The 14120-nt window shown below is 64.7% G+C and carries 12 protein-coding genes; 4 read left to right on the forward strand and 8 right to left on the reverse strand.

What is annotated here, in order from left to right; genetic code table 11:
• Positions 1–30: 30 nt before the first annotated feature.
• The 4 genes from V6R86_RS07800 to V6R86_RS07815 all read right to left on the reverse strand — a co-directional run bounded on the left by V6R86_RS07800 (position 31) and on the right by V6R86_RS07815 (position 4483).
• Positions 31–879, reverse strand: coding sequence for an ROK family protein (locus tag V6R86_RS07800; RefSeq protein WP_338503452.1), 849 nt, complete (start codon positions 877–879; stop codon positions 31–33).
• Positions 876–1949: a glycoside hydrolase family 68 protein gene (locus V6R86_RS07805; protein ID WP_338503454.1), complete on the reverse strand. Its 1074-nt coding sequence runs from the start codon at positions 1947–1949 to the stop codon at positions 876–878. The genes V6R86_RS07800 and V6R86_RS07805 overlap by 4 nt, the downstream gene beginning before the upstream one ends.
• A gap of 75 nt (positions 1950–2024) precedes the next feature.
• On the reverse strand, positions 2025–2207 hold the full coding sequence (locus V6R86_RS07810) for a hypothetical protein (RefSeq protein WP_338503455.1): 183 nt from the start codon (positions 2205–2207) through the stop codon (positions 2025–2027).
• 68 nt (positions 2208–2275) lie between these two features.
• Positions 2276–4483: a TonB-dependent receptor domain-containing protein gene (locus tag V6R86_RS07815; RefSeq protein WP_338503457.1), complete on the reverse strand. Its 2208-nt coding sequence runs from the start codon at positions 4481–4483 to the stop codon at positions 2276–2278.
• Positions 4484–4651: 168 nt separating this feature from the next.
• On the opposite strand from V6R86_RS07815, the gene V6R86_RS07820 reads away from it, so the two are divergent.
• The 4 genes from V6R86_RS07820 (at position 4652) to V6R86_RS07835 (ending at position 9119) form a co-directional block, all read left to right on the forward strand.
• Positions 4652–6007, forward strand: a complete 1356-nt coding sequence (locus V6R86_RS07820) for an MFS transporter (protein ID WP_338505451.1) — start codon at positions 4652–4654, stop codon at positions 6005–6007.
• Positions 6008–6028: 21 nt separating this feature from the next.
• Positions 6029–7057: a LacI family DNA-binding transcriptional regulator gene (locus V6R86_RS07825; protein WP_338503459.1), complete on the forward strand. Its 1029-nt coding sequence runs from the start codon at positions 6029–6031 to the stop codon at positions 7055–7057.
• Between the two features lie 178 nt (positions 7058–7235).
• A complete protein-coding gene (locus V6R86_RS07830) occupies positions 7236–8138 on the forward strand; it encodes an iron-containing redox enzyme family protein (protein WP_338503460.1) in 903 nt (300 codons plus the stop codon).
• A 51-nt stretch (positions 8139–8189) separates the two neighbouring features.
• A complete protein-coding gene (locus tag V6R86_RS07835; protein ID WP_338503462.1) occupies positions 8190–9119 on the forward strand; it encodes a methyltransferase in 930 nt (309 codons plus the stop codon).
• Between the two features lie 6 nt (positions 9120–9125).
• Here V6R86_RS07835 and V6R86_RS07840 read toward each other — a convergent pair whose 3' ends face one another.
• From V6R86_RS07840 to rpsO, 4 genes are all read right to left on the reverse strand, one after another.
• Positions 9126–10238, reverse strand: a complete 1113-nt coding sequence (locus tag V6R86_RS07840) for a glycosyltransferase family 4 protein (RefSeq protein ID WP_338503464.1) — start codon at positions 10236–10238, stop codon at positions 9126–9128.
• 8 nt (positions 10239–10246) lie between these two features.
• Entirely contained in the window at positions 10247–11167 is a 921-nt protein-coding gene (locus V6R86_RS07845; RefSeq protein ID WP_338503467.1) for a glycosyltransferase family 2 protein, read from the reverse strand.
• A 133-nt stretch (positions 11168–11300) separates the two neighbouring features.
• Positions 11301–13679 carry a polyribonucleotide nucleotidyltransferase gene (gene pnp, locus V6R86_RS07850; RefSeq protein WP_338503469.1) on the reverse strand — a complete coding sequence of 793 codons (2379 nt, stop codon included), beginning with the start codon at positions 13677–13679 and terminating at the stop codon, positions 11301–11303.
• Positions 13680–13840: 161 nt separating this feature from the next.
• Positions 13841–14110 carry a 30S ribosomal protein S15 gene (gene rpsO, locus V6R86_RS07855; protein ID WP_168068637.1) on the reverse strand — a complete coding sequence of 90 codons (270 nt, stop codon included), beginning with the start codon at positions 14108–14110 and terminating at the stop codon, positions 13841–13843.
• Positions 14111–14120: the final 10 nt, after the last annotated feature.

A 14120-nucleotide genomic window follows, 5' to 3' on the forward strand; every position in this document is an offset into this window, starting at 1 on the left:
ACTCAGCGGATTGTGCGCCCGTCGCGAATCTCAACAACCGCTTGCCAGAAGCATCGCCCCGGTAATCCCGGAACCCGCGTCCAGGCGGGGGGCGATAATGCGATGTCTGTTTCCGCCCGGAAAGTAGCCGGCGTCCAATTCCATGCATCTGGCGACGATCCGGTCGTGGAGGGCCGGCGTTGCAAGAACGCCGCCGCCAACGACGATGACCTCCACCGACGTCGCGGCAAACAGGGTATGGCAGGTTTGCGCCAGATAGTCGGCGATCAGGCCGTGCGCGGAATGGTAAGGGGGAAGATCGGAAAGCCTTGAGCCCCATCTGGCGATAATGGCGGGTCCGCTTGCCAACCCTTCGAGGCAATCGCCGTGAAAGGGGCAGATCCCTGCAAAACCGTTGTCGCCGGCCGGGCGACGGGGTCGGTAATGACCCATCTCCGGATGGGCCGCCCCGTGGACGCAGCGTCCATCGATGAGCAGTCCGACGCCGATACCGGTTCCCACGGTCATATAGGCCAGCGACGAGACGCTGCCGTCGGCATTCGCTTCGGCAAGCGCTGCGGCGTTGACGTCGGTCTCCACCGCTACCGGCACGCCAAGCTTGTCTTCCAGCGCTCCGGCGAAATCGAAGCCGCTCCACCCGGGCTTCGGTGTTTGCAGGATATGGCCCCAGTCGGGCCGCGAACGGTCAAGCCCGACCGGCCCGAAGGTCGCGAGCCCCACCGCCGCCACCGCCGGCTGCGAGGCGAACCAAGCAAGAATGTCCGCGATCGTCTCGTCGGGGCTGCGGGTCGGCACGATGTGCATCGCGTCGATGCGCCCGGGCTCCGGTCCCACGGCGAGCACGCATTTGGTGCCGCCAGCTTCGATTCCACCAATCATGTCGTCGATGAAGCCAGTCGCACGTTTTCGCCGGCAAAGTCGAGCTGCATCAGCGGGGCTGGGGCGCCGGCGAACCCATGACCCGCGCGATCGTCGACGAAACTCGCGACGATGCCTTCGGCGCTGACGAACCAGCTGTAGGACCAACTTGGGTCGCTCTCCGGATTGGCGAGCACGAGACCGCCTCCGTTGAGTGGCCGCCACGGGCCCGACAAATGCTCGGCGACCATGCCGTACAATCCGGTGGGTCCAGCCGTGAGGTCGGGCGCGAAGGTGGCGCGCTGGGTGACCCAGAACAGGAAGTAGCGACCGTTGCGGAAGACCATGTGCGCCCGCTCGAGTTCGTTGTTCACCGCGTCGGCATGGACGAGCGGCGGCAGGAGCGCCCAGCCGTCGGCGTCGCGCCGGGCGATCCCGACCGCTCCGTTATAGGGTGACGACGTCGCCGCCAGCGAGGCGGTGAAGATGAGGTAATCGTGGCCGCCGATTGGATCGCGGAAGAAGGCCGGATCGCGAAACGCCTTGATCCGGCCGGGCTCGCCCTCGTGCGCGTCGGCAGCGCAATATTCGGGCGTCAGGCCGACGATCGACGGCCGAGGCCGAGTCCACTCGCCGATCGTGCCGTCGGCGCCCACCGGAGCACTCGCTTCGAACAGGCGCTGCTGGTAGCCCCCCGGGCGCTCGGCGATGCCCGCCCCCGTGAAGAACAAGGTCAGCCGGCCGCCGTCGAACAAGGCGGAACCCGCCCATTCGCGTTCGTACGGTCGCGACTGAGGTGGCAAGACGGCGCCGCGATCGATCCAAGTGCCTTCGTTTCGCTCCAGCCAGCGGATTTCGGCCTCGAAGTGGCGACGACCGGGATCGCCTCCATCGGTCGCGGAGAGCGCCATCCACATCTCGCGCCCGCCGAGCCTGGCGACCGTGCCGTCGGCGGCCTGCACCGGCCACATGTCCCAATAATAACGATGCTCGCCCCCAGTTGGGCGGGTCACATGTACGCTGAGAGGTACGGTGGCCGCTTCGGCAGGTCTGATCGCGGCCACGTGGGCCGGGGTCCATGCGCTGGTCACTTTCGATCCTCGAATGGACGAACAGGAAGACGTTACGGCCCGGCTCTGCGAGGGCAGTGCCGGGCCAGGCGTTGCTTAGAAATCGAAGCGGACCGACGCCGACACGGTCCGTCCGTTGATCGAACGGGCGCGAACGATTCCTCCGGTCGGGATCGATCCTTCTTCCGCTTCGGTAAAGCCCTTGGTGTTGAAGAGATTGTTGGCGTTCAGCGAGAAGGTCACGCCGTCGAACGGGCGTAGGTTGGCAAAGGCGTTCACCGCCGTGAAGCCGGGCAGGACCAGCTGATTGTTGTCCTGGGCATAACTGTCGGTTGTCCCGACCGCATTCAGGCCCAGGCCGAACAGCTTGCTGTCATAGGCCGCGGTCGCTGATAGATCCAGTCAGCCTGACGGCGCGGCGTGTTGCCGACATTGGCCGGGCTGATGTTGTCCCGGCTGATTTCGGCATCGGTGTAGGTCGCGCCGGCCGAAAGGCTGAACGGACCCATCCGGTACGCGCCTTCCAGTTCGATGCCGCGCGCCTTGTAGGCCCGGCTGAACACCGTCTGCGTGGTGGCTTCGTAATTCTCTTCCTCGGTGCGCGCGTCGAAGGCCGTCGCATAGAGGGAAAGCCCGCCCGCGCGATATTTGACGCCGATCTCCGCCTGCTTGACGAAATCGACCGCGACGGCCGAATTCAGCAACGCGCCCGTCGCCGGGTTGACGTTGTTGGAATTGAACAGGATCCGGTCGGCATTGACGCGACCGCCCTTGCTGTATCGTCCGAACACCGACAGCGAGTTGGTGAGGAGATAATTGGCGCCGATCGAATAGGAGACGTAATCGGTGTCGTAATCGACCAGCGCGGCGCCGGTCGTGGGCAGCACGCTGACCAATGTTTCCGCCCTGTTGATGACGCCGTTGCCGTTGATGTCGCGTGTCGTCAACGGGCCATCGCCGAAGGTCCGGCCTTCGGCGTGGCTGAAATCGAAGCGCACGCTGCCGTCGAGGGAGAGGCCGCCGAATTCTAGGCCGAGCGAGGCGAAGGGCGCCTTGGTCGTATATTGAAGATCATAGGATCGCCGGCAGCAATTGCCGAAGAAGGTCGCCCCGTAGCCGACGGTACCATTCTGCGTCTGCGCGACGCCGGCCGCATTGCGGACATCGAGAAGCACTGCGTTGCCGTTGCCTTCGACACTCATCAGGTGCGACGTCCACAGCCAGGCGGTGTCGATGTCCTGCCGCGAGTAAAAGAGGCCGCCGGTCAGCGTTGCCTTGCCGCCGCCGACGTCGAAATCCGCTGTCGCGCGCAAGTCGTTGGTCAGATTGTCGAGGCTGTTGAGGCGGGTGTTGAAGGTGACGATGTTGGCGATCAGGCCGTTCCCGCCCAGCGCTGCCGGATTGGCGACGGCCTGGCCGGCCAGAGGTCCGCTGGCGTAGAACAGCCGCGAGCCAGCGCCGCCGATCGCATCGGCCGCGGCCTGCGCGCCGGTCACGCTGCCGGGAAACGGCGAAACGAAGGCACCGCTGATGTCGGAATAGCGGAAGCGATTGGTGACGCTGAACGGGCCGACCCCGAATTGCGCTTCGATCCCGCCGGCGAGCACCTTGGGGTGCATGCCTTCATCGATATTGTAGGTCCGGACCTGGTTGTTCTGATCAAGCGTGGTGATCGGTGCGAAGTTGCGCGAATGCAGCGAGTCCGAGTTGATCGAGAAATTCGTGATGCTGGAATAGTCCGGGTCCGAATTGGTGCCGGTGACGCGGACGGGATTGGGCAGATAACCGACCGAATGGTCGTTCAGATATTTGCCGTAGATGCGGATATAGCCGCCATTGAATTTCTGGGTGATGTTGGCCTTGATCTGACCGCCGCGCGCGCCGTCGTAGCCGACGCTGCGGGGACCGTCCCCGATGTGGGTGAACCCGCCCAGATGAAAGGTGGTGTTGGGTCCGAGGCGGCCGCCATAGTCGAAGTCCGCACGATATTCGCGGTAATCCAGACCGGCCGTGACGCCGACCGATCCGCCTTCGCGCTCGCCGGTCTTGGAGATGAAGTTGACCACACCGCCGGGCGAATTTGACGCAAAGGTCGAGGCCGATCCGCCGCGAACCGCTTCGACGCGGGAAATGTTGTAATCGGTGCGCAGGAAGATGTCGGCGTTGCCGAAGGTGATGTCGCCGAATTCGAGGATCGGCAGACCATCTTCCTGCAATTGAAGGAATTTCGCACCGCCCGAGGCCACCGGCAGGCCGCGCACGGCGATGTTGGCATTGCCTTCGCCGCCCGAGCTTTCCGAGCGGATACCCGGGATCTGCCGGATCAATTCCGCCGAGGAGCGCGGCGCGAGATCGACGATTGCTTCGCTGTTGATCGAGCTGACCGACACCGAACTGTCGAGCACATTCTGGCCGCGGGCGACGGCGGTGATCACGATATCGGCTTGATCAGTGGCCGGAGGCACGTCGTCCGTCATGGTGGCGTCCTGCGCAAAAGCAGGCGTGGCGAGCGCCGATAGTGCAGCGCCGGCAATCAGGGCGTGACGAACTTTCATGAACCTCTCCTCCAGAAACCACGTCGTGACGTCGATTCGAACCTAAACCTAACTTCGCTGCAATCGTTTGCAACAAATTTCTTGCAAACGATTGCAGAAAGAGCCTTTTGGTGGCACGTATCGATTTCCGTTGTTGTGTTCGGGCAACGGAACGGAGGAGCAGGGTTGATGGAAGCTGCTGGAAAACCGCGTCTTTCACTGGCGCGGATCATCGAGATGAACATCGGTTTTTTCGGCCTTCAGTTCAGTTTCGGGCTCCAGCAAGCCAATATGGGGCCGATCTACGGGTTCCTGGGCGCGGACGAAGCCACCATGCCGCTGCTTTGGCTCGCCGGGCCGATGACCGGGCTGCTCGTGCAGCCCATTGTTGGCGCGCTGAGCGACCGTACCAACAGCCGCCTAGGACGGCGCACGCCCTATTTCCTGATCGGCGCGATCATCTGTTCGCTGTCGCTTTTCGCCATGCCCTATTCGCCGGCGCTATGGGTTGCAGCCTCGCTGCTCTGGATCCTTGATGCCGGTAACAACATCACGATGGAGCCCTACCGCGCTTATGTCTCTGATCGCCTTTCGCCGGACCAGAAGCCTGTCGGCTTTCTGACGCAAAGTGCCTTTACCGGCCTCGCCCAGACGCTGAGTTACCTGGCCCCGACGCTCCTGACGGCATTTGTGGCGAGGGACGTGCTCGATTCAAACGGGGTGCCGGTGATCGTGCGGGTGGCGTTCATCATCGGCGCCATCCTGTCGATCAGCACGATCATATGGTCGGTCTGGCGGGTGCCCGAGCTGCCGCTCACCCAGGACGAGCAAGCCGAGCTTAAGGCACGACCTCTTTCGGCGCGATCCGCCATTTCCGATATCGTGGGCGCGATTCGCGAGATGCCAGCGCCGATGCGCCAGCTTGCGATCCCGATGCTCTGCCAATGGTATGCGATGTTCGTCTATTGGCAGTATATCGCCTTCGCGGTTGGTCGTTCGCTCTACGGCACCACCGATCCACAAAGCGCCGCCTTCCGCGAGGCGACACTAACATCGCAACAGATCGGCGCTTTCTACAATTTCATCGCTTTCGCCTCGGCCCTGGTGCTGATTCCGATCGTTCGCCGCCTCGGCGCCCGCCCGGTTCACGCCGCGTGCCTCGCAGCCTCCGGAGCGGCAATGCTGCTGATCCCCGGCATGGAAAGCAAAGTGGGACTGTTCGTGCTCATGCTCGGGATCGGGATCGGCTGGGCAGGCATGATGGGCAATACCTATGTGATGCTGGCCGACGCCATTCCGCCCGCGCGGACGGGCATCTACATGGGCATCTTCAACATGTTCATCGTGATCCCGATGCTGATCGAAACGGTGACGATGCCGCTGATCTATCAGCCGGTACTAGGAGGCGATCCGCGCAATGCGCTGATGATGGGCGGCGCCCTGATGCTGTTGGGCGCGGTTGCGACCTTGTTCGTGCAAGCCGGCGGCAGGCCTGAACGGGCGTCCGGATCGGGCAATCTGGCTTCGGCTATTCCCAGCCACTGACGGCGTGGTATCGCCGCCGCGATGAGCGCGAAACTTGCCACGATGGGCCGTCCTGCGGTCCGTACGCTCAGCGATCTGGCGCGGATCGCTGGTGTGTCGGCGGGAACCGTCAGCCGCGCGCTGGCGGGCAACAGCCTCGTGAATACCGAAACGCGGGAGCGGATCGTCGCCCTGGCCCGCGAGCACGGATTTCGCCCCAACCAGATGGCAAGCAGCTTGCGCCGGCAAAAGACCGACGTCATCGGTATCGCCATCCCGCTCGGCCACGATCAGCGTCAGCAGATCTCCGACACCTTTTTCATGACGCTTCTGGGGCATCTCGCCGACGCGCTGACCGAACGCGGCTATGATCTGCGCCTGCGGCGGGTCATTCCCGAGCGTGATGCCGATTGGCTCGACCGATTTATCGGATCGGGGATGATCGATGGGATCCTGGTGATCGGCCAATCGGATCAGTTCGACCGCATCGAAGCCGTGGCCGACGGCTATCTACCAATGGTCGTGTGGGGCAATTATTCCGAAGGCCAGCGTCACTGCGTCGTCGGATCGGACAACAGGCTAGGCGGCAGGCTTGCGGCCGAGCGATTGATCGCCGGGGGCGCGCGGCACATCTACTTCCTGGGCGACACGTCGGCAGTCGAATTCGCCGCCCGCTATGCCGGCGCGGCTGAGGCGGCGGAACGGATGGGGGTCGCCATCACCCCGCTGATGAGCCATCTGTCCAGCGATCGCCTTGAAGCCGAAGTGGCCGCCAACCTTGATCGCGATTTCGTAACTGGCGATGCGATCTTTGCGGCGACTGACAGCATCGCGATGGCTTGCCTGGCACGGCTCAAGGCCAATGGCATCGTCGTGCCCGATCAGATGCCGGTGCTGGGGTTCGACGATCTTCCGTTGGCGAGCCAGACGTCGCCGCCCCTCACGACCATCCGGCAGGACATCCGCGCCGGTGCCTTCGCCATGGTCGACCTGCTCGTCCGCCGTCTTGCCGGCGAAGTTACCGAAAGCGTGGTCATGCCGCCGCGCCTGATCGTCCGCGGGACGGCCTGAGATTGATGGATAGCGTCCAAGTCTCGGCGGGCTGAGCTCACCCCCACGAGTTCGCCGCGAGGCGACAGCATCGCGCATCGTTGCCGACACCATGGACCTTGGGCCACGCGCCGGAACAAGTCGCGCAAGAGGGCCGTTCGGGAGAGATAGACCTCTTCTATTTGCAGGCGACTCCAGCATGGCTACCCGTTTCCGTTCGACCCTGTCCGGATCGCAATTTTTCAATGACGTCTTCCAGCGCGCGCTGAGCCAGTGGAATCGCGACCGGCTTGCGCCGCAGTTTCCGGGTGAGCGCGCCGCTGGACGGATCGATCGCGACGCGCGGATGATGCGGCTCGAACTCGGCTTTCTCGAGGATCTTCGGGCCGAGGTGATGGACGAAGCCGCCACGGCGCCGACCGATGCCGACGGGTTCATTGAATGGTTCGAAGCGCTCGAAGAGCAAGGTCCCGGGCAGCATGATCGCCTGTTCGATTGGCTGGAAACCGACGCCACCGTCGACGATCTCAAACTATTTCTGACGCAGGAAGCAGCGGGCGAAGCCGGGTTCGACGATCTCGTCGCGATGACCCAGGTCCGGTTACCGACGCGGCCCAAGATGGAGCTTGCTCGCAACTATTGGGACGAGATGGGGCGCGGCAATCCCAAGGGGATGCACGGCCCGATGCTCGACTATGTGGTGGAGGCGCTGGAATTGACGCCCGCAATCGAGACCACCTGCTGGGAGAGCCTTGCGCTCGCCAATGCGATGACCGCGATGGCCTCGAACCGCAGCTATGCCTGGCATAGTGTCGGCGCGCTCGGTGCCATCGAACTGACCGCGCCGGCGCGGTCGGCGGCGGTGTCGAAGACGATGCGGCGGCTTGGCTTCGATGCGAAGCTGCGGCGCTATTTCGATCTCCACGCCGTGCTCGACATCAAGCATAGCGAAGAATGGAACAAGGAAGCCATCCGTCCGGCGGTCGAGGATGCGGCCGAGGGCCCGGCGCGGGCGCGGGCGATGGCCGAGGGCGCGTTGATGCGCCTGAAGTGCGGCGAGCGCTGCTTTGACCGGTACCGGGAGTTGCTGGGCGTCGCCTGACCGCGGGACGGGGCGCTTGTCTTGCGGGCCGCCCCTGCTACCCGCGTGCCCATGACCTTTTCCTCCGAACCGCTAGCCGCCCTGCTCCAGGAACTCGACCAGGAGGGCTATGCCTTCACCACCGTGACGCCCGCCACCCACGCCCGCGTGCTGGCGCGGCGGCCGGGGCGGGCGGCAAGCGACCTGCGCGACATCTTCGGGTGGAGTATGCCGTTCACGCGCGATTTGCTGCCGGGCGATCTCTTCGATCTCCTGCGCGAAGGCGGCGCGCTGGACGAGAGCAGCGGCACCTGTCGCAGCCTGGTGCGAGTGTCGTCGCTGTCGGGACGGCTGTTCCTTCATTCGGCCTTTCCGACCGACGACGAGGACAGCGTCTTCTTCGGACCCGATACCTATCGTTTCGCCCGTTTTGTCGAGGCCAGCGCGGAGGATCTCGAGACCCCGCGACACCTCGTCGATCTTGGCGCCGGGGCGGGGCCGGGCGGGATCAGCGCCGCCGGGCTGCTCGAGCCCGAGACGATCAGCCTGGTCGATATCAATCCCCGCGCCCTTGCGCTGGCCTGCGCCAATGCGATGGCGGCGGGGCTCGAGGTCGAGACGATCGAGGGTGGTCTCGAGCAGGTCGAGGGCGACATCGATCTCATTATCGCCAACCCGCCCTTCATCGCCGACCCCAAGGGCCGCAACTATCGCGACGGCGGCGAGATGCTGGGCGCAGGCGTGTCGCTGGACTGGGCGCGTCAGTCGCTGGGCCGGCTGGGCGAGGGCGGCACCATGCTGCTCTATACCGGCAGCCCGATCATCGCCGGCGAAGACCGCTTGCTCGGCGCTCTGTCCGAACTCGCCGACGAAGCGGGCGCGAGCCTTCGCTATGAGGAGTTGGACCCCGATATTTTCGGCGAAGAGCTCGAGCAGCCGGTGTATGCCGACGCCGGCGCCGACCGGATCGCGGCGGTGGGAGCGATCCTTCGCAAGGAGTGAGGCCGTTCAGCGGCGGGCGGCGCGGTGCCTGTCGTGAACCTCGACCAGAAAGTCGCGATACTGGCGAGCGATGTTGCGCCATGAGAAGCGCTCGGCGCCCGCCGCGGCGCGAGCGAGTGCATCGGGCTTGCCCTCCTTGATGGCCTTACTGACGGCGGCGGTAATGGCGTCGCTGTCGGCGGCATCGACCAGACCGGGATAGCCATCGCCGAAGATCCAGCGGGTGACCGCATAGTCATGGGCGACGACCGGCACCCCGATGGCAAGCGCTTCGGCATAGACGTTGCCGAAGGATTCGTGGAACGTCGGGTGCAGCATGACGTCGGCGGAGCGATAGAGGTTCGGCATCTCCGCGAGAGGAAGGGTCATACGGCGGAAGCGGCCGGGCATCAGCTCTTTCCCGAGCGCATCGAATTGATCGCGCAGGGGGCCGTCACCCGCCACCACCAGCTCGGCATCGGGAATCCGCGCCACCGCCCGCATTCCGTCCAGCACCCTTTTGCTGTCGATCAGCGCGCTGACCATCAGAACGACGGGCCGGTCTTCCGGAAGTCCGAAGCGGGCCCGCACGGGTGCCCCAGGAGAAAATCGCTCTGGGTTCATGCCGTTGGGAATGAGAACGGAGGGCCAGCGAGCTTCGTTGCGCTCGAAATAGATCGGATTGGTGCAGACCAATCCGTCGCAGCGGAACAGCTTGTATTCGCTGTTTTCCGCATAAGCCGGCCAGTCGCCGTTCTGGGTGACGAACACATGCGCCGGGCGCTTGCCGCCAGGCGGCCAGCGCGTGAGCATCCAATTCACGAACGGATAGCTGCAGGTCAGGGTGATGTCGGCGTCGCGGCTTCGATAGTGGCGCAGCGCGTTCAGCACCCAAGTCGCTTCCTCGTCGATCGATTCGGAGCGAAAGGGCGGAAACTTGGGTGCTCGTTCGAAGCGTTCGCGCGGGATCAGGCCGATCCGCTGAAAGTCGTAGGGGCGATCCGGAATGGGGTCACCCGAGCCGACGAGCTTGACCTCGTCGAGGCCAAGCTTGGCGATTTCGGTCGCGACTGCTTCGAACGCGACTTCGGCGCCGCGATGAACGCGGTGCAGGCCGGGGAGGAGAAAGTGAATCCGCATGGGGTGGATCAATGCTCTTTGCGGAAACCGGCGGCGCCGGCCATCTGGCCGATCCCGGTGGCGAAGCTCGCCACGCCATAGCGCCATTGCGGGCGATCCCCGCGCAACAGGCGTGAGACCGGCCGCAAAATCGCCCGTGCGCTGGTCTTCCCGCCGCGCAGGAACAAGCGCAGCTTTCCGGCGCCGAAGTGCGCGTTGGTGACGTACATCGAATTGCCGAGCCAGAAGCGATACAGGACGAGGTGCTTGAAGGTCGCGCGGTCGGCCGGCTCATTACCCCAAACCCCCGCATGTTTGGCAAAGCGGATCGTGAGGCCCGCCGCATGGGCGGTGCGGTAGAACACCATGTCCTCGCCGCCTAGCTTGCCATAGCGCGGCTCGAAGCGGATCTCGGGATGGTCGCGCAGGAATTGGGCGCGGATGATGGAATTGTTGGTTGCAGCCAGATCCATCGGGGCACGATCTTCGAAGTCGAAGCGGATATCGTCGAAGAAAGGCTGGTCGGTCATCCACTTGGGTGAGCCGTCAGGCACCCGCAGGTTCATCGCTCCGGTTGCGCAATCGGCGCCGGTCGCCTCGAGTACGTCGAGATAGGCATTGAGCCAGTCAGGCGCCGGCTCGCAATCGTCGTCGACCATCGCCACCCAGTCGGCGTCTTCGAGCGCGGTATTGACCGCCAGATTACGGGCGATGGAGATGTTGGCCTTGCCCGACGCGCGGTAGCGGATGCCGCAATCGAAGGCGCTTTCGAAATCGGCGACCACCGCCTCGGCCCGGCGATCGGGATTGTCGTCGACCACCACCACGCCGACCCGAGCCCGCTCCCGCGAAGTCGCGGCGACCTCGACCAAAGCGTCGAGCAGGGTCCGCAGCGGATCGTTGCGTTTGTAGGTGCAGATGGCGACGATGATGCGGGGCAGGGGGGTCATGCGGTCCTTGTGGATGAACTTGGCGCTCGCTGCCACCTTAGCCGGGCGAAGTGAACAAATTGATGAGGAAGGAAATGAGAAAAGGCCCCGCATCGCTGCGAGGCCTTTCCTTTTTCAGACGAGAGCGTCCGACTTAGTCGTCGTTGTTGTTGCCACCGGTCAGGAACGCCGGGGCGAACTCGGGCGCGGGGCCGTTGTCGCTGTCCGAACGCTCACGACGGGGACCACGGTCGCCGCGGTCGCCACGGCCTTCGCCGCGCGGGCCACGGTCGCCGCCGCCGTCACGGCCGCCACGATCGCCGCCGTCACGGCGCGGACCGCCACGGCCGTCGCGGCGGGGGCCACGATCGCCGCGGTCACCGCGGGGACCACGGTCGCCGCCTTCACGCGGCTCGCGCGGGGGACGGGTGTCCTCCAGCTCGGCGCCGGTTTCCTGGTCGACGACACGCATCGACAGGCGGACCTTGCCGCGGTTGTCGACCTCGAGCAGCTTGACCTTCACTTCCTGGCCTTCGGTCAGGACGTCGCGGACGTTCTCGACCCGCTCGTTCTTGATTTCCGAAACGTGCACCAGGCCATCCTTGCCGGGCATGAAGGTCACAAACGCGCCGAAGTCGACGATCGAGGCGACCTTGCCGGTGTAGACGGTGCCGGGCTCCGGCTCCTGGGTGATGCCCTGGATCCACTGGCGGGCAGCTTCGATCTGCTTCACGTCGGACGAGCTAATCTTGATCAGGCCCTCGTCGTCGATGTCGACCTTGGCGCCGGTGGTGGCGACGATCTCGCGGATCACCTTGCCGCCGGTGCCGATCACTTCGCGGATCTTGTCCTTGGGGATCTGCATGGTCTCGATGCGCGGGGCGTGCGCCGAAAGCTCGCCGCGGGTGCTGTCGAGCGCCTTGGCCATTTCGCCGAGGATGTGCGCGCGGCCGTCCTTCGCCTGGGCGAGGGCGACCTTCATGATCTCCTCGGTGATGCCGGCGACCTTGATGTCCATCTGCATCGTGGTGATGCCCTGGTCGGTGCCGGCGACCTTGAAGTCCATGTCGCCGAGGTGATCCTCGTCGCCGAGGATGTCGCTGATCACCGCGAACTTCTCACCTTCGAGAATGAGGCCCATGGCGATGCCCGCGACCGGACGCGCGAGCGGAACGCCCGCGTCCATCATGCTGAGCGAGCCGCCGCAAACGGTGGCCATCGACGAGGAGCCGTTGCTCTCGGTAATGTCGGAGAGGACACGGATTGTGTACGGGAATTCCTCGCTGGTCGGCAGCACCGGGTGCAGCGCGCGCCAGGCGAGCTTGCCGTGACCGACTTCGCGGCGCCCGGGAGCGCCGAAGCGGCCCACTTCACCGACCGAATAGGGCGGGAAGTTGTAGTGCAGCATGAAGCGCGAGTAGCTGAGGCCGTCGAGACCATCGATCATCTGCTCGGCGTCCTTGGTGCCGAGCGTGGTGGTGCAGATCGCCTGCGTTTCGCCGCGGGTGAACAGCGCCGAGCCGTGGGTGCGCGGCAGGAAGCCGACCATCGCCTCGATTGGACGAACGGTCTTGGTGTCGCGGCCGTCGATGCGGCGGCCTTCCTCGATGATGGCGGTGCGGACGATGTCCGCTTCCAGCACCTTGACCAGCTTGGCGGCGACGAGCTGCTCCTGCGCTTCCGCGTCGGCAAAGGCTTCCTTGGCCTTGGCGCGGGCGGCGTTGAGGAGGTCCGAACGCTCGGCCTTCGAGGTCACCTTATAGGCGGCCGCGATGTCGGCGCCGATGAGGTCCTTGAGCTTGGCCTTGGTGGCGGCCTTGTCGTCGGCCTGCTTCAGGTCCCACGGCTCCTTGGCGGCCTTTTCGGCGAGGTCACAGATCGCGTTCACGACCTTCTTGCAGGCGTCGTGCGCGAACACGACGGCGCCCAGCATGACGTCTTCCGACAGCTCCTTGGCTTCGGATTCGACCATCATCACGGCCCCGCCGGTGGCGGCGACGACGAGATCGAGATCGCCTTCCTTGACCTGCTCGTTGGTCGGGTTGAGCACATATTCACCGCCGACATAGCCGACGCGTGCGGCGCCGATCGGGCCCATGAAGGGAACGCCCGAGAGGGTGAGGGCTGCCGACGCGGCGCACATGGCGACGATGTCTGGCTCATTCTCGCCGTCATAGGAAAGGACCTGCGCGATCACGAGGACTTCGTTGTAGAAGCCTTCCGGGAACAAAGGGCGGATCGGGCGGTCGATAAGACGGCTGGTCAGCGTCTCCTTTTCCGTCGCGCCGCGCTCACGCTTGAAGAAGCCGCCCGGGATGCGCCCGGCTGCGGAGAACTTCTCCTGATAGTGGACGGTCAGCGGGAAGAAGTCCTGGCCGGGCTTCACGCTCTTGGCGGCGGTGACGGCGCACAGGACGACGGTTTCGCCCATGGTGGCGAGCACGGCGCCATCGGCCTGGCGGGCGATGCGCCCGGTTTCGAGCTTCAGCGTCTTGCCGCCGAGATCGACTTCCACGGTGTTGATATTGAACATTGAGTATCCTTTGTCCCGCCGCCGGATGCGGACGGGTTCAGCTTTGGCGGACAAACCGGTCTGCCAGCGGCTGGGGCGTTTTCCTTGCCCCTGAACGCCCCGCCGGATGCGGATCGCCCATAAGCGAAGGGCGCCGCTGGGGCGCCCTTCGTATTTCGGTGTTACTTGCGGAGGCCGAGGCGACCGATCAGATCGGTGTAGCGCTGGGCGTCTTCCTTCTTGAGGTAGGCCAGCAGGCTACGGCGCTTGTTGACCATCATCAGCAGCCCGCGGCGGCTGTGATTATCCTTGGCGTGGCCCTTGAAATGCTCGGTCAGCGTCTGGATGCGGTTGGTCAGGATAGCGACCTGGACCTCGGGCGAACCCGTGTCGTTCTCGTCGCGGCGATATTCCTTGATCACTTCGGCTTTGCGCTCGGCGGTAATCGACATCGTGTTACTC

It is taken from the genome of Sphingomonas kaistensis, assembly GCF_036884275.1.
GTDB classification, from domain to species: domain Bacteria; phylum Pseudomonadota; class Alphaproteobacteria; order Sphingomonadales; family Sphingomonadaceae; genus Sphingomicrobium; species Sphingomicrobium kaistense_A.